14 protein-coding genes and 2 tRNA genes are annotated in these 15,896 nt (G+C 70.8%); 7 read left to right on the plus strand and 9 right to left on the minus strand.

Annotation, left to right across the window (positions count from 1 at the left end; all coding sequences use genetic code 11):
• Positions 1-13: 13 nt before the first annotated feature.
• The gene (locus AC3IPY_RS01635) at positions 14-628 is read left to right on the plus strand and encodes a hypothetical protein (RefSeq protein ID WP_489186251.1); all 615 of its coding nucleotides are present in this window, start codon (positions 14-16) and stop codon (positions 626-628) included.
• A 313-nt stretch (positions 629-941) separates the two neighbouring features.
• Here AC3IPY_RS01635 and AC3IPY_RS01640 read toward each other — a convergent pair whose 3' ends face one another.
• On the minus strand, positions 942-1,970 hold the full coding sequence (locus AC3IPY_RS01640; protein WP_489186252.1) for a diacylglycerol/lipid kinase family protein: 1,029 nt from the start codon (positions 1,968-1,970) through the stop codon (positions 942-944).
• Positions 1,971-2,016: 46 nt separating this feature from the next.
• Between AC3IPY_RS01640 and serS the strand changes: the two genes are divergently transcribed.
• The 6 genes from serS to AC3IPY_RS01670 all read left to right on the plus strand — a co-directional run bounded on the left by serS (position 2,017) and on the right by AC3IPY_RS01670 (position 7,420).
• On the plus strand, positions 2,017-3,285 hold the full coding sequence (serS, locus tag AC3IPY_RS01645; RefSeq protein ID WP_489186253.1) for a serine--tRNA ligase: 1,269 nt from the start codon (positions 2,017-2,019) through the stop codon (positions 3,283-3,285).
• 8 nt (positions 3,286-3,293) lie between these two features.
• On the plus strand, positions 3,294-4,139 hold the full coding sequence (locus AC3IPY_RS01650; RefSeq protein WP_489186254.1) for an HAD family hydrolase: 846 nt from the start codon (positions 3,294-3,296) through the stop codon (positions 4,137-4,139).
• 61 nt (positions 4,140-4,200) lie between these two features.
• Entirely contained in the window at positions 4,201-5,586 is a 1,386-nt protein-coding gene (locus tag AC3IPY_RS01655; protein WP_489186255.1) for an LCP family protein, read from the plus strand.
• Positions 5,587-5,747: 161 nt separating this feature from the next.
• Positions 5,748-5,832, plus strand: a tRNA-Ser gene (locus AC3IPY_RS01660).
• 58 nt (positions 5,833-5,890) lie between these two features.
• Positions 5,891-7,219, plus strand: coding sequence for an LCP family protein (locus AC3IPY_RS01665; protein WP_489186256.1), 1,329 nt, complete (start codon positions 5,891-5,893; stop codon positions 7,217-7,219).
• A 112-nt stretch (positions 7,220-7,331) separates the two neighbouring features.
• Positions 7,332-7,420: transfer RNA gene (locus AC3IPY_RS01670), tRNA-Ser, on the plus strand.
• 50 nt (positions 7,421-7,470) lie between these two features.
• Here AC3IPY_RS01670 and AC3IPY_RS01675 read toward each other — a convergent pair.
• From AC3IPY_RS01675 to AC3IPY_RS01710, 8 genes are read right to left on the minus strand one after another with little or no spacing between them, the layout of a single operon-like run.
• Entirely contained in the window at positions 7,471-8,625 is a 1,155-nt protein-coding gene (locus AC3IPY_RS01675) for an XdhC family protein (protein WP_489186257.1), read from the minus strand.
• 3 nt (positions 8,626-8,628) lie between these two features.
• On the minus strand, positions 8,629-9,234 hold the full coding sequence (locus AC3IPY_RS01680; protein ID WP_489186258.1) for an SRPBCC family protein: 606 nt from the start codon (positions 9,232-9,234) through the stop codon (positions 8,629-8,631).
• Positions 9,234-10,466 (minus strand): vWA domain-containing protein, encoded by a 1,233-nt coding sequence (locus AC3IPY_RS01685; protein ID WP_489186259.1) that lies wholly within the window; start codon positions 10,464-10,466, stop codon positions 9,234-9,236. Before AC3IPY_RS01685 ends, AC3IPY_RS01680 begins: the two co-directional genes overlap by 1 nt.
• The gene (locus AC3IPY_RS01690) at positions 10,459-11,376 is read right to left on the minus strand and encodes an AAA family ATPase (protein WP_489186260.1); all 918 of its coding nucleotides are present in this window, start codon (positions 11,374-11,376) and stop codon (positions 10,459-10,461) included. The genes AC3IPY_RS01685 and AC3IPY_RS01690 overlap by 8 nt, the downstream gene beginning before the upstream one ends.
• Complete coding sequence (locus tag AC3IPY_RS01695; protein WP_489186261.1) at positions 11,373-11,978, minus strand: nucleotidyltransferase family protein; 606 nt, start codon at positions 11,976-11,978, stop codon at positions 11,373-11,375. Before AC3IPY_RS01695 ends, AC3IPY_RS01690 begins: the two co-directional genes overlap by 4 nt.
• On the minus strand, positions 11,965-12,951 hold the full coding sequence (locus AC3IPY_RS01700; protein WP_489186262.1) for an XdhC family protein: 987 nt from the start codon (positions 12,949-12,951) through the stop codon (positions 11,965-11,967). The genes AC3IPY_RS01695 and AC3IPY_RS01700 overlap by 14 nt, the downstream gene beginning before the upstream one ends.
• 23 nt (positions 12,952-12,974) lie before the next feature.
• The gene (locus tag AC3IPY_RS01705; protein WP_489186263.1) at positions 12,975-15,404 is read right to left on the minus strand and encodes an aerobic carbon-monoxide dehydrogenase large subunit; all 2,430 of its coding nucleotides are present in this window, start codon (positions 15,402-15,404) and stop codon (positions 12,975-12,977) included.
• Positions 15,401-15,895, minus strand: coding sequence for a (2Fe-2S)-binding protein (locus tag AC3IPY_RS01710; RefSeq protein WP_489188406.1), 495 nt, complete (start codon positions 15,893-15,895; stop codon positions 15,401-15,403). The genes AC3IPY_RS01705 and AC3IPY_RS01710 overlap by 4 nt, the downstream gene beginning before the upstream one ends.
• Position 15,896 lies beyond the last annotated feature (1 nt).

Below are 15,896 nucleotides of genomic sequence, written 5' to 3' on the forward strand. Positions count from 1 at the left end.
CGGAGGACGCGCGATGAGCAAGGACGCCACGCGGGGCATCGATCCGAGGTTCGATCCCAGATTCCAGCGCGGGTATGTGCCGGATGCCGCGGCGGCGGCGCACCTCGAATCGGCGCCGGTTGCACGCACCGCGCCCGCACGGCCCGAGCGGCCGGCCCCGTCGGTCGCGCCCGCGCCCGCACCGGCGCCCGAGGCCCGCGCACCCGAGCGGATCGTGCGACCCCCGCGGGCGCAGACCTCGCATGAGCAGCACCACGTCGACCTGCTCGCCGAGATCGGCTTCACCGCCGACGAGGCCGATGCCGAGGCCGATGCGCATGCCGATCCGGGCATGCGCATCGCCAGATTCGACGACGAGCCCGAGTCGTCGACGGACTCCCTGCCGGCACGGGCACGGTTCTGGATCGCGCTCGGCGTGAGCATCGCCTTCGTCGTCGTCGGGGCCGCGCTCTACTGGAACGCCACGAGCAACCAGATGTCGCTGACGGGGCAGTTCACGATGAGCGACACGATGATCCAGCAGATGGTCATCAGCCTCAGCACCGGCCTCGTGCAGGCGGGCGCCCTCGGCACGATCGTCGTGCTCGCCGTCTGGGCGATCACCGGGTTGCGCAGGTCGGCGTCGTGACCCGTGCGAACCCGCGCGCGTACGCGTCGCCGTTCCGGCATCCGGCCACGATCGCGCTGATCGTCGTGGCCGTCGGCTCCCTCGGCATGTTGCAGTGGGCGACGACGGCGCAGGCCGACATCCAGACCGACCTCAATGCCCTGCACTCGGGCACCGACGGCTCGGTCGCCTACGACGTCGAAGCCGAACAGCTCTTCCTCTGGATGCAGGTCAGCTGGACGGCGATCCAGATCCTCGGCGTCGTCGCCGCGGCATCCGCTCTGGCACTCGTGTTCGTGTGGTGCTTCGCGGTGGCGCCGGGCTCGAAGCCGCGTCAGCCGTCGGACGGCACCCGCACGATGAGCGCGGCGGGGTCGACCGTGAACCTGGCCGAGACGACGGTGCCGAACTCGTCGCCGTCGATCTCGAACTCCTCGGCGCCCTCGCCGATCTCGATGTCGACCGACCGGCCGCGCGAGTAGACGATCTCGCGTCGACGGCTGCCGCCCGTGAGGTCGATGATCTGGCGCCCGATGGCGGACCTGCGCAGCACCGGGTTCTCCCAGGTCACCTTGCGCCAGATGAAGATCCAGCCGAGCACGTTGCGGGGCTGCAGCACGACCATGTCGAGGCGTCCGTCGTCGAGGCTCGCGTCGGGGATCAGCTCGATGTTGCCCGGGAGGTAGCCGAGGTTGGCGACGAGGATGCTCGAGACGCGCGAGCGGTGCAACCGCCCCGCATCCGTTCGGTAGTAGGCGCGGTACGGCTTGGACGCGGGCAGCGCGCGCAGGCCGGCGTCGACGTAGGCGAGCCAGCCGACGCGCTTCTTCAGGTCGGGGTTCGTGCTCGAGATCATGGTCGCGTCGATGCCGATGCCCGACATCACGAGCGAGGTGTGGGTCTCGGTGTCGCCGTTCGGTCGGGTGATGTCGGCGATGACCACGTCGACCGCCCGATCGATGCCCGAGAACGCGAGCACCGCGGCATCCTGCATGTCGTTCACGGGGATGTCGAGGTTGCGGGCGAAGAGGTTGCCCGTGCCGATCGGGACGATGCCCACGGGGATGCCGCTGTCGCGGAGGCCGGCCGCCACCGAGCGGATGGTGCCGTCGCCGCCGGCCGCGATCACGAGGTCGACGCGTGCCTCCCGCGCCTCGAGGGCCATGCCCTTGCCCGGGTCGTCGGCCGCGGTCTCGATCCAGATCGGGTCCGCGAAGCCCTGCAGCTTCGCGACCTTCTCGATCGTCCGGCGGAGCTGGTCGACGCCCTGCTTGGTGGGGTTGTAGATCACGGCCACGCGCGGGCGCGTCGACGCCGCTTGCGTCGTCTGGTGCTGCTCGTGCTGCTGCTCGGCCTTCGCCACGGAGCCAACGGTATTCCATCGGAGGGCCGCGGCTAGACTGGCACGCGTGATCGACCCCGTACTGCTTCGCGAGAACCCCGACCTGATCAAGCATTCTCAGGAGCTCAGGGGTGAGTCTCCGGCCCTCGTCGACGAGGCCGTCGCCGCCGATTCCGCCCGCCGCCACGCCATCACGGCGTTCGAGGCGCTGCGGGCCGAGCAGAACGTGTTCGGCAAGCGGGTCGCGAAGGCGCCCAGAGACGAGAAGGCCGCGCTCGTCGCCGAGGCGCAGCAACTGGCTGCGAGGGTCAAGCAGGCCGGCGCCGAGGCATCCGTCGCCGAAGAGGCGTTCACCGAGGTCGTGCGGCGCATCGGCAACGTCGTCATCGACGGCGTGCCCGCGGGCGGCGAAGACGACTTCGTGCTGCTCCGCGAGGTGGGCGAACGGCCGACGTTCGACTTCGAGCCGCGCGACCACCTCGAGATCGGCGAGCTCCTCGACGCCATCGACATGCAGCGAGGCGCCAAGGTCGCCGGCGCCCGCTTCCACTACCTCAAGGGCATCGGCGCGCGCCTCGAGATCGCCCTCATGAACATGGGCCTCGACCGCGCCCTCGGCGCCGGCTTCACGCCGCTCATCACGCCGACGCTCGTGCGGCCAGAGATCATGCAGGGCACCGGCTTCCTCGGCGCGCACGCCGACGAGATCTACCACCTGCCCGCCGACGACCTCTACCTCACGGGCACGAGCGAGGTCGCCCTCGCCGGCTACCACGCCGACGAGATCATCGACGTGTCGAACGGGCCCATCCGCTACGCCGGCTGGTCGACCTGCTACCGCCGCGAGGCCGGTTCGGCGGGCAAGGACACTCGGGGCATCATCCGCGTGCACCAGTTCAACAAGCTCGAGATGTTCAGCTACATCGACCCCGCCGACGCCGAGGCCGAGCACGAACGCCTGCTCGCCTGGCAGGAGGGAATGCTCCAAGACCTCGGGCTCAGCTACCGCGTCATCGACACGGCCGCCGGCGACCTCGGATCGAGCGCGGCCCGCAAGTACGACGTCGAGGCGTGGGTGCCCACGCAGGGCGCGTACCGCGAGCTCACGTCGACCTCGAACTGCACGACGTACCAGGCGCGCCGCCTCGAGATCCGGCACCGCACCGAGTCGGGCAAGACGGCGCCCGTCGCAACGCTCAACGGCACGCTCGCCACCACGCGCTGGCTCGTCGCGATCCTCGAGACGCACCAGCGCGCCGACGGCTCGGTGGTGGTGCCAGAGGCGCTGCGCGGGTACCTCGGCGGCCTCGAGGTGCTCGAGCCCGTCACCCGATGAGCGAGCGGATGCCTCGAGCCGACGTCACGCAGGACCCGTGGTTCGTGGCGCTCGACGTCGACGGCACGATCATGCACGAAGACGAGTCGATCGACCCCGTCGTCGTCTCGGCCGTGGCATCCGCCCGTGATCGCGGTCACGAGGTGACCATCGCCACCGGCCGTTCGTGGGCGGGCACCGCGCCCGTGCTCGACCACCTCGACCTGCGGCCCGAGTACGTCGTGTGCGCCAACGGCGCGGTCACGATGAAGCTCGACCCCGCGGCATCCGGTGCCGTCTCGGGCGGTGCGGCCTTCACCGCATACGTGCGCGAGCACATCGAGACCTTCGACCCGACGGCCGCCCTCGAGCGCATCCGCTCGTTCCTGCCCGACGGGCGGTTCATGGTCGAGCTGCCAGACGGCCACCGCCTCTACACGGCCGGCATGGACACCTGGAACCTCGACTCCGCGAGCCAGGTCGAGTTCGAGGGCCTCTTCGTGCCGAGCGCGACGCGCGTCGTCGTGGTCTCGCCCGATCACGAGACCGAAGAGTTCATGAGCATCGTGGCGGGCATGGGCCTGCACCAGGTCAGCTACGCCATCGGCTGGACCGCCTGGCTCGACATCGCCCCCGACGGCGTGAGCAAGGCGACCGCGCTCGAGCGCGTGCGCGGCTGGCAGGAGCACGAGCTGAACCGCGTCATCGCCGTCGGCGACGGGCGCAACGACATCGAGATGTTCACGTGGGCCGGTGCGGCCGGGCGCGCCGTCGCGATGGGCCAGTCGCCCGACGAGGTCAAGCAGGCCGCGACCGAGGTCACCGCCTCGATCGACGAGGCCGGACTCGCGGGCGTGCTCGACTCGCTGCCCTGACCCGCGCCTTCCGGCGGCCGGCTTCCGGCGGAACACCTGCCCGCGGAGTTACACTCGGCAGTTGGGGGAGGGTGCCGTGGGCGACGACGACGAACGACCTGGTTCCGGTGAGTCGGATGCCTCGGCCGAGCCCGGCCTCCCCACGGTGGCCGATCCCGTGCCGGCGCCCCCGAGACACGGGCGGATGCCGCGCCACGGCGGCTGGATCTCGGGTGGCCGGATCGCGGCATCCGTCGTCGCGATCGTCGCCGTGAGCGGACTCGCGGTGGGTGCCTTCGCCGCGGTGGACCTCGTCTCGACCGCGGCCTCGAACCCCACGCTCACGCTCGGCAACGAGGGCATGCTCGAGGGAGTGCCCGACATCGGCGCCATGGACGGCGGGCTGAACTTCCTGCTCGTCGGCAGCGACAAGCGGCCGCTCGACGGCGCGTTCGGCGACCCTGAAGAGGACTCGGCGATCCTCAACGACGTCACCATGCTCGTGCACATCTCGCAGGACCACTCGCATGTCGAGGTCGTGAGCTTCCCGCGCGACATGCTCGTCGCGGTGCCCGAATGCCCCGACCCGGCGGACCCGACGGGGGAGCCGCTCTCGGCCCTCTCGGCCGTCAAGATCAACACCGTGCTCTCGTACGGCGGCTTCGGCTGCGTCGCCGCCACGGTCGAGCAGCTCACCGGCGTGACCATTCCGGTCGGCGGCATCGTCGAGTTCTACGGCGTCGCCGCGCTCGCCGAGGCCGTGGGCGGCGTCGAGGTCTGCGTCGCCGAGGCCATCTCCGACGAGTACACCGACACGTACCTCGAGCCCGGCATGCACACCCTAACCGGCATGGCCGCCCTGCAGTTCCTGCGCACGCGACACGGCGTCGGCGACGGCTCCGACCTCGGCCGCATCTCGAACCAGCAGGTGTTCCTCTCGGCGCTCATGCGCACGCTGCGATCGTCGGGAACGCTGGGCGATCCCGTGAAGCTCTTCGCGATCGCGAAGGCCGCGCTCTCGAACATGAGCCTGTCGAGTGCGCTGCAGAACCCCGCGACGCTCATCTCGATCGCCCGCGCGGTGCAGGACATCGACCTGTCGAAGATCGCCTTCGTGCAGTACCCGACCGTCTACACCGAGGACTCGAGCGCGGTCGTGCCGTCGGACTCCGCACCCGCGGTGAACGCCGCGCTGCAGGCGGACGAGCCCTTCGTGATCGACCCGAACGCCACGACCGAGGCCGAGTTCGGCACGGATGCCGGCGAGGCGGGGGCGCCGGCCGATCCGGGTGATCCTGCTGATCCGGGTGATCCTGCTGATCCGGCTGATCCGGCTGAGGGAGCCGAGGGCGAGACGGCGACGGATGCCGCGACCGATCCCGGCACCGATACCGGTGCTGCGCTGCCTCCGGATGTCACCGGCCAGACGGCCGAGGAGGTTCGGTGCTCGAGCGCCAACCCCGGATGACGATCGTCGCGCGCGAGGGCCCCGCGTCGCGGCATCCGCTTGCCGAACGGGGGCGCATCAGGGCGTTCACAGGGTTCGCTGCCAGTCTTGACGGGACACGAGTCGGCTAGAATCGTGGCCTGTCCGCCCCGGAGCAACGTTCCATCGCCCCGAAGCGGCAAGGAGGGCTGTCCGAGCGGCCGATGGAGCTGGTCTTGAAAACCAGTGGGCAGAAATGTCTCGTGGGTTCGAATCCCACGCCCTCCGCTCGTGTCGGAGTCCCATCCCAGAGCCTGCCGCGACGACCATCCCGAGAGAGGTGACCGTGACCGACGAACGCCAGTTCAGTTCCCGAACCGCCGCGAAGAACCCCGCCATCGCCCGCCACGGGCGGCTGAAGCCGCACAGCGTGTGGCGCACGATCGCCAAGGTCACGGCCTCCGTCGCCGCGGTCGCGCTCGTCTCGGGCTCGGCCGTCGCCGCCTACGCGGCGTGGGATCTCGCGAACACCGCGCAGCCCACGGTCTCGCTGGGCAACGCGAGCGTGCTCGACGGCGTGCCCGACATCGGGGCCATGCCGGGCGGCGTGAACGTGCTCGTCATCGGCAGCGACAGCCGTGAGGGGCAGGGCGACGCGTTCGGCGACCCCGACGAAGAGACCGCCGTGCTCAACGACGTCACGATGCTGCTGCACATCTCCGAAGACCACTCCCACGTCGAGGTCATCAGCTTTCCGCGCGACATGTTCGTCAGCGTGCCCGAGTGCACCGACCCCGACGACCCCACGGGCGAGCCGCTCTCCGCGCTCTCCTCGGTGAAGATCAACAGCGTGCTCGACTACGGCGGCATGGCCTGCGTCGTCAAGACCGTCGAGCAGCTCACCGGCACGGTCATCCCGTTCGCCGGTGTCGTTCAGTTCCTCGGCGTCGCCGGCCTGTCCGAGGCCGTCGGAGGCGTCACGGTCTGCGTGGCAGAGCCCATCGAAGACGAGCACACCGACCTCTACCTGCCCGCGGGCGACGTGGAGCTCTCGGGCATGCAGGCGCTGCAGTTCCTGCGCACGCGACACGGGGTCGGCGACGGCTCCGACCTCGGCCGCATCTCGAACCAGCAGGTGTTCCTCTCCGCGCTCATGCGGCAGCTGCAGACCGGCGGAACGCTCTCCGACCCGGTCGCGCTGTTCGGCATCGCGAAGGCGGCGCTCGCGAACATGCAGCTCTCCGACACGCTCACGAACCCCACCACGATGGTGTCGATCGCGGTGGCTCTGAAAGACGTCGACCTCTCGAAGATCGCGTTCATCCAGTACCCGACCGCGTCGGTCGAGGGCGGCGTCGAGCCGGCCTACTCCGCCGATGTCGTGAACCAGGCGCTGCAGCAGGACATCCCCGTCGTGTTCGACCCCGAGGCCGATCAGGCCTCCTTCGCCTCGGCCAGCGATCCGTCGGCGCTTCCGGCCGATCCGAACGCCGCCGAGGTGCCGGCCGAAGAGGTTCCCGCCGAAGACGTGCCGGCCGAAGAGGCTCCGGCCGAAGAGGCGCCCGCCGCCGACGCGCCCCCCGTGCCGACCGCCGAAGCCCTGCCCAGCGACGTCACGGGGCAGACCGCGGCCGACACCCGCTGCTCCGCGGGCCGCACGCTCGAGGACCAATAACCGACTGAACGGGTGTCGCGCGGCGCCGCCCCGTCGCTGCGCCCGCCCGAATCGTGTTTCGCGGCATCCGCGGGTTATGATGGCAGTCGCATGCGCGCAAGCGCCGCTGCGAGGAGACGTCGCATAGTCCGGCCGAGTGCACCACCCTGCTAAGGTGGAGTCCCCGTAAGGGGACCAGGGGTTCAAATCCCCTCGTCTCCGCTCTCAGTTCGTCAGCGTCGTGCCCCGATGCTCACGGTTCGCCGGTCCGCTCAGCTCATGAGCGGTATCGCCTCGCTCGGCGGCCGGGCCTCCCGATGGATCGGCCCCGACTGCCCCGAGAGCTCTTCTCCCGAACCGCCCCACCGCAACGCGATGATCTGGGCGGCGATCGACACGGCCGTCTCCTGCGGGGTGCGGGCTCCGAGGTCGAGCCCGATCGGGCTGTGCACGCGATCGATCTGCTCCTGCGTCAGGCCGGCCTCCAGCAGGCGCCGCACCCGGTCAGCGTGCGTGCGCCGCGAACCCATCGCACCGAGGTAGGCGACGCGCGGTCCCTCGAGGGCGGCCTTCAGCACGGGCACGTCGAACTTGGGGTCGTGCGTCAGCACGCACATCACGGTGCGCTCGTCGATGCGCCCCAGTTCGATCTGCGCGGCGAGATAGCGATCGGGCCAGCTCACGACGAGCTCGTCGACCTCGGGGAACCGCGCCGGGGTCGCGAAGACCGGCCTGGCGTCGCACACCGTGACGCGGTAGCCCAGGAAACGGCCCTGCTGCGCCAGCGCGGAGGCGAAGTCGATCGCCCCGAACACGATGAGGCGCGGTGCCGGGGCGAAGCTGTTGACGAAGACCCGCATCCCCTCACCGAGGCGCTCCCCGTCGGGTCCGAACCCCAGCGTCGCGGTGATGCCGCCCGCGAGCAGCCCTCGGGCGTCGTCCGAGATGCGCTGATCGGCCTCGGGGCTTCCCAACGTTCCCTCGACGCCGTCTGGTCGAACCACCATGCGGTGCCCGACGCGCGACGCGTCGACATGCTCGATGACGGTGGCGACGGCGACGGGTCGCCCCGCCTCGATGTCCGCGGCGACGCGCTCCAGCCCGGGGAACGTCTGCGCCGAGATCGGCTCGACGAACACGTCGAGGATGCCGCCGCAGGTCAGGCCGACCGCGAACGCCTCGTCGTCGCTGATGCCGTACCGTTCGAGCACGGGCGACGCGCCATCGATCGCCCCCGTCGCGAGCTCGTACACGGCACCCTCGACGCAGCCGCCCGAGACAGATCCCGCCGCCGCACCGCCCGATGTCACGAGCATGGCCGCGCCCGCATCCCGTGGCGCGGAGTTGAACGTGCGCACGACCGTGGCGAGACCGACGGTCTCACCCGATCGCCACGCTTCCAGCAGGATGTCGAGGACGTCGCGCATCGGTCACCCCTGGTCGGAGCCGCTGTCCTTCGCGGAGGCCTTGCCGTCGTCGTCCTTGTCCGGCTTCTCCTTGTCGCGATGGAACATCGAGCCGATCGCGCCCGCCATGACCGACAGGCCGTTGACGGCGCCGTCGGCCGACTCGCCGGCCCCGGTTCCCCCTTCGCCCGAGAGCATCTTCTCCAGGTTGCCCGCGAAGATGCCCATGATCTGCTGCGCCACCTTGTTGATGACGCCCTTGCCCATGGCCGCGGCCTTGCCCGAGAGCGCGATGTCGCCGTGCACGACGCCGGTCGTCGCGTCGCCGTCCTGCGTCAGCGTGATGGTCGCGGTGCCCTCCGCGGTGCCCTGCCCTGCCTTCTCCTGGCCCTTGCCCTTGAACTCGGCCGAATGCGCGGCATCGTCACGGGAGACGAGGTCGATCTGCCCCTTGTACTGCATCGTGAGCGGGCCGACCTTGACCTTGACCACGCCCCGGTACGACGTGTCCGAGAGCTTGTCGGTCAGTTCCGCGCCCGGCACCGCGGTCGCGACCCGCTCCACGTCCATCACGGTGGCCCACACCTCCTCGATCGGGGCGTTGACGGTGAAGCTGCTGTCGAGTTCCATCAGGCGATCCTCTTCCTGGTCGATGGTTCGCGCTCGTCCGCGATGACGCGGACGAGGTCTTGCAGGGCCGAGTAGCTGTGGCCGCTGACGAATGCGTCGAGGTACGGCAGCGCCGCCGCCATCCCACCGGTGAGCGGCTGGTAGCCGCGGGCGGCCCGTCGCGGATTGACCCACACGATCCGATGCGCGAGCCTCCCGAGGCGCGCCATCTCGCGCGCGATGTCGGCGGGGTCGTCCTGCGCCCAGCCGTCGGAGAGGATGACGACCACGGCGCCGCGGGCCATCCCGCGTCGACCGTATTCGTCGATGAACGACCGGATGCCGTCGGCGAGGCGCGTTCCGCCGGCCCAGTCCCTGGCCGCCCCGGCCGCCTGCTCGAAGGCGCGGTCGGGATCGCGTGACGCGAGGTGCCGCGTGAGCCGGGTGAGCCGCGTCGCGAAGGCGAACGCCTCGGCTCGGCTGCTCACGACCGCGGCCTGCATGAGGGAGAGGAAAACGCGCGTGTACGGCTCCATCGAGGCCGAGATGTCGCACAGCAGCACGAGCGGACGAGGGCGCGGACGCCGCACGGCGTGCACGAGTCGCGACGCATCTCCGCCGCTGCGCCGCGCCGCGCGCACGGTGCGTCTCAGGTCCAGGCGATCGCTCGCATGCGGCGAACGATGGTCGCGACGCCCCGGCCGGGTCGGGGTCGCCACCGTGAGCGCGGCGACCAGCTGCCGCATGCGCGCGACCTCCTCCGGCGTCAGGAGGTCGAACGACGTGCGGTGCAGCCGTTCCTCCGGGCTCATCGCGAGGAGGAACGCATCGGTGCCGTCGTTCTCTTCGCCCCCGTCCTCCGAAGCGGAGGAGGCCGGCGGCAGCGAGCCGTCGGCCGTGCCGCGCAGCGACTGCGCCACCTCGCGGACGTCCGGCGCGGTGCGCCGGCGCAGGACGTCGTCGTGCGCGGCATTCGGGTCGCCGCGATGATCCGCGGCATCCGCTGCGCCGCCGAAGACCGCGTCGAAGACGGCGTCGAACCGATCGAGCTGCTGCTGCGAGGTCACGAACACCGTGCGGCAGGTCCAGTAGAGCTCGGACCGGGAGTCGGGTGGGAGCAGCCGCATGGCCTCCACGAGCCAGGCCGAACGGTCCGGCGTGCTCGGGACGCCGGCGCGCCGCAACGTGTCCGCGAAGCCGACCGCGAGCATCGCCGGGTCGAGTGCGAAGGCGCGGTCGCCGCGGTCAGGCATCGGCGGGCTCCAGCCAGTCTCCGCTGCGCGCGCCCACGAGTTCGAGATCGTCGCGGTTCTTGATGACGGCGCCCCAGGTGAGCGCCGCCGAATCGGCGTCGATGCGTGCGAGCCCGAGCACCGTCAGCGCCGACACCCAGTCGATGAGCTCCGCCACGCCAGGGGGCTTGGCGAGGTCGAGCGACCTGAGTCGCCCGACCGCGTCGACCGCCTGCAGCACGAGCGACTCCGACGCGCCTGGCACTCGTCGTCGCACGATCTCGAGCACGCGCTCCGGCGCCGGGAAGTCGATCCAGTGGTAGAGGCAGCGCCGGGTGAGGGCGTCGTGCAGATCGCGGGTGCGGTTCGAGGTGAGGATGACGATGGGCCGCTCGGCGGCGCGGATCGTGCCCAGCTCGGGGATCGTCACCGATGCCTCCGCGAGCGCCTCGAACGTGAACGCCTCGAACTCGGCATCAGCCCGGTCGATCTCGTCCAGCAGGAGCACAGCCGGCCGCGGGCCCGGGTGCTCGATCGCCTGCAGCAGCGGGCGGCGCAGCAGGAACTCGCGCGTGAACAGGTCGTCGTCGCCGAGTTCGGTGCTGCGGGCTCCGGCGAGGTGGATCGCCAGCAGTTGTCGCTGGTAGTTCCACTCGTACAGCGCCTCACCCGCGTCGATGCCCTCGTAGCACTGCAGGCGGAACAGCGGCACGTCCAGCCAGGCGGCGAGGGCCTTGGCCGCCTCGGTCTTGCCGACGCCCGCCTCGCCCTCCAGCAGCAGCGGGCGCCGCAGCCGCACGGCGAGGAAGAGCGCCGTGAGGAGTCCCTCGTCGGCGAGGTAGTCCCTGCCGTCGAGCCCTGCGGCGATCGTGGCGACGTCGGGTGCCAGGTCTTCGACGCCGGGCCCGCCGGGTCCGCCGGTGCCGCTCACGCCGACTCCGCCGCTGCGGCCAGGAGCATCCGGTAGTCCTCCTCGGTGTCGATGTCGCGCGGCACCCGGCCGCTGACGCGCACTCGGGCGACGGCGGAGCCGAGCCGGTCGATGAGCTTCCACACGCCGCGGTCGCCGTGCAGGGCCTCGAGCGCCGGGAACGTCGCGCGGGACAGGGCGAACGGATGCCCGATGCCGTCCTCGTACCGGACCACGGCGATCGGCGCGTTCCCGCGAGCGGCCACGAGAGCCGCCACCGTCTCGGCGCGCACCTCCGGCTGGTCTCCGAGGAACAGCACGATGCCGTCGATCTCGGGGCGCACCGCCGTGACGGCGCGCGCGATGGAGGAGGAGCATCCGGTGGTGTACTCGTCGTTGATGACGACGTCGAAGCCTTCGGTGCCGACGGTCGCCTGCACCTGCTCGGCCGACCCGCCGAGCGCGAGGATGCGCTGCGGGAAGGGGCATCCGCGCACCAGGTCGAGCACGGCGTCCAGGAGCACGCCGTCGCGGTACGGGAGCAACTGCTTCGGCCGGCCCATGCGGCTCGATCCGCCGGCGGCCAGCACGAGGGCGGCGAGGCGCGGCTCAGGCTGCGGCATAGCGCTCAGGCTCCTCGAGGAAGGCCGACCGGCATCGATCGGAGCAGAACCACACCGTGGTTCCCTCGTGCTCGAGGTGCGCCGTCGGGTCGGCGGCGATGACCGTCATCCCGCAGACGGGGTCGACGGCCGTCGTGGGCGAGCTCGCCGCCGCGGCACCGGCGTGGTCGTGCTCCGCGTCGTGGTCGTGGTCGTGCTCCGCGTGGTGGTCGTGCCCGGCCGGCGGCGGCGCGGAGCGCGCCCCCGAGGCGCCGGTGCTCGCCCGCACCTGCACGAGCTGCGCGAGGATTCCGAGGGCGATCTCCGCCGGGGTCGTGCCGCCGAGCTTCAGCCCGGCGGGGGTGTGCACGCGCGCGCGGAGCGCGTCGTCCACGTCGAGCGACGCGACGACGGCGGCGCCTCGCTTGTCGCTCGCCACGAGGCCGATGTACGGGACATCCGCCTCGAGGGCGCGCGCCAGCGCCGGTTCCTCGCCCTTGCCGTGACCGGCGACGATGACGGCGGCGACCGTGTCGAGCGGATGCCACGACTCGCCGTCCACGAGCTCCATCTCGTAGCCGAGCTCGGCGCCGATGCGGGCGAGCGCCTGCGCGACGGGAGCGTCGCCGACGACCACGACGTGCGGGGCCGGAACGACCGGCTCGAGGAAGACGTCCACGGAACCTCCGGACAGACACGGGTTGTGCACCTCCACGGCGCCCTCCTGCTCCGTGCGCCCGACGTCGCCCGGGCGGACCTGGAGCAGCAGGGGTTCGCCCGTCTCGAGCGCACGCAGGCTGAATTCGCGAACGGATGCCTCGACGCAGGTTCCGCCCACGAAGCCCGTCATGGCTCCGAGCGCGTCGACGACCGCCACGTCTCCGGCGCGCGCGCTGGTCGGTCGCTGCGTGCGCACGACGGTCGCGCGCACGAAGGACCGGCGCTGCCCCTCGAGCTCGCGCTGCCGACTCATCACCTCGGTACTGACCGTCATCGACCTTCTTCCCCTGTCACCGATCACACGGGCGGGGCCGCATGGCCCTGCATCGCGTCCCAGACCCGTGCGGGCGTGCACGGCATGTCGATCGCCGTCACCCCGACCGGGCGGAGCGCATCGATGACCGAGTTGACGATCGCGGCCGGCGAGCCGACCGTGGCGGATTCGCCGATGCCCTTGGCGCCGATCGGGTGATGCGGCGACGGCGTGACCGTGAACCCGGTCTCCCAGTCGGGCACCTCCATGGCGGTCGGGATCAGGTAGTCCATGAAGGAGCCGCCGAGGCAGTTGCCGTCGGAGTCGAACTCGATGATCTCCATGAGCGCCATGCCGATGCCGTCGGTCAGACCGCCGTGGATCTGGCCCTCGATGACCATGGGGTTGATGCGCGTGCCGCAGTCGTCGACGGCGAGGAATCGCCGCACCGTGACCTTGCCGGTTCCGCGGTCGATATCGGTGACGCAGAAGTACGCGCCGTACGGATAGGTGAGGTTGGGCGGGTCGTAGGTCACTTCGGCGTCGAGGTTGCCGTCGACCCCCTCGGGCAGTTCCATCGTGCCGTGGGCGGCGAGCGCGATCTCCTGGATCGTCTTGCCTGCGGTCGGGTCGCCCTTGACGAACCAGCGCCCCTTCTCCCATTCGAGGTCCTCGGGCCTGGTCTCGAGCATCGCCGCCGCGATGAGTCGCGCCTTGTCCCGCACCTTGCGGGTGACCAGCGCCACGGCCGCACCGCTGACCGGGGTGGAGCGGCTGCCGTAGGTGCCGAGGCCGAACGGCGTCTGGTCGGTGTCCCCGTGGACCACGTCGATGTCCTCCGGGGGGATGCCGATCTCCTCGGCGACGATCTGGGCGAAGGTCGTCTCGTGTGCCTGCCCCTGCGACTGCACCGAGATGCGCACGACCGCCTTGCCGGTGGGGTGGATGCGCAGCTCGGCGCCGTCGGCCATGCCGAGGCCGAGGATGTCCATGTGCTTGCGCGGGCCCGCCCCGACGCCCTCGGTGAAGAACGAGATGCCGATGCCCATGAGTTCGCCGCGGGCGCGTTTCTCGGCCTGCTCCTTGCGCAGCTCGTCGTAGCCGGCGAGCTCCATCGCGTGGCGCATCGTCGTCTCGTACTCGCCGGAGTCGTACTCGAACCCGGCCTTGTTGTCGTACGGGAACTGATCGGCCCTGATGAAGTTCTTCAGGCGAAGCTCGGCCGGATCCATGTCGAGTTCGATCGCGAGGCGATCGATCATGCGCTCGACGAAGTACGCCGCCTCCGTCACACGGAACGAGCAGGCGTAGGCCACGCCGCCCGGCGCCTTGTTCGTGTACACGGAGGTGACCTTGCCGTGCACCGCCTCCCACGTGTAGCTGCCCGGGAAGAGGTTGAAGAAGCCGGCCGGGTACTTCGTCGGCTGCGCGGTGCCGTTGAAGGCGCCGTGGTCGGCCAGCACGTCGGCACGCAGGCCCAGCAGCCGTCCGTCCTTCGTCGCGGCGATCTCGCCCTGCATGATGTAATCGCGGGCGAACGAGGTCGACATGAGGTTCTCGGAGCGGTCCTCCATCCACTTCACCGGCTTGCCGGTGACGATGGATCCGACGATCGCGAGCACGTACCCGGGGTAGATGCCGACCTTGTTGCCGAAGCCGCCGCCGATGTCGGGCGAGATGAGGTGGATCTTGTGCTCGGGGATGCCCGCGACCATCGCGATGATCGTGCGGTGCGCATGCGGCGCCTGCGAGGTCTCGTACAGGGTCAGCTCGCCCGACACCGGGTTGAAGTCCGCGACCGCGCCGCAGGTCTCCATGGGGGCGGGGTGCACGCGGGGGTAGACGATCTCCTGCTTGACGACGACGTCGGCCTTCGCGAAGACGGCGTCGGTCGCGGCCCGGTCGCCGCATTCCCAATCGGCGATGTGGTTGTCGGTTCGGCCCTCGAGGTCGTCGCGGATGATCGGTGCGTCCGCGTCGAGCGCGTGTCGCACGTCGGTCAGCGGCGGCAGGATGTCGTACTCGACGTCGATCGACTCGAGGGCGTCCCTGGCGGCGTAGCGGTCGTCGGCGATGACGAACGCCACCTCCTGCCCCTGGAAGCGCACCTTGTCGGTGACGAGCACGGATTGCACGTCGTAGGAGAGGGTCGGGATCCAGGCGAGGTTGAGGGGTTCGAGGTCCTTGCCGGTGATCACGGCGCGCACGCCCGGGCGCGCCAGCGCCTCGCTCGTGTCGATCGACACGATCCTCGCGTGGGCGACGGGGGCTCGCAGGATGGCGCCGTGCAGCATGCCGGGCAGCACGATGTCGTCAGTGTAGTTGCCCTGGCCGCGGATGAAGCGCGGATCCTCCTTGCGCTGCAGCCGCCCGAAGCCGACCGGGCGCTGGGAATCGTCAGCCGCGGGGTTGTGGTCGTGATGGCGTCCGTGCTCCGAGCCCGCGTGCGTGATGGGCTCCTCGATGATGGTCATGCCGATGCCACCTCCTCCTCGGGTTCGCCCTCGGCCGGATGGTCGGCGGCCCACTGCACCGCACGGACGATGGTGGCGTATCCGGTGCACCGGCAGATCTGGCCGGAGATCGCCTCGCGGATCTCGGTCTCGGTCGGGTTCGGGTTCTCGTCGAGGAGCGCCCGTGCCGTGAGCATCATGCCGGGAGTGCAGAACCCGCACTGCAGGCCGTGCTCCTCCATGAAGCCCTGCTGCACCGGATCCAGCGTGCCGCCGGCGGCGAGTCCCTCGACCGTGCGCACGACGTGTCCGTCGGCCATGGCCGCGAGCACCGTGCACGACTTGACCGGCTGACCGTCGACCTGGACGACGCAGGTGCCGCAGTTCGAGGTGTCGCATCCCCAGTGGGTCCCGGTCAGCCCGAGATCCTCGCGCAGGAAGTGCACGAGCAGCACCCGGGGCTCGACGTCGCGCTCGACCTCCTCGCCGTTGACCGTCATCGTCACGTGCATG

Source organism: Agromyces sp. GL_144, from assembly GCF_057834305.1.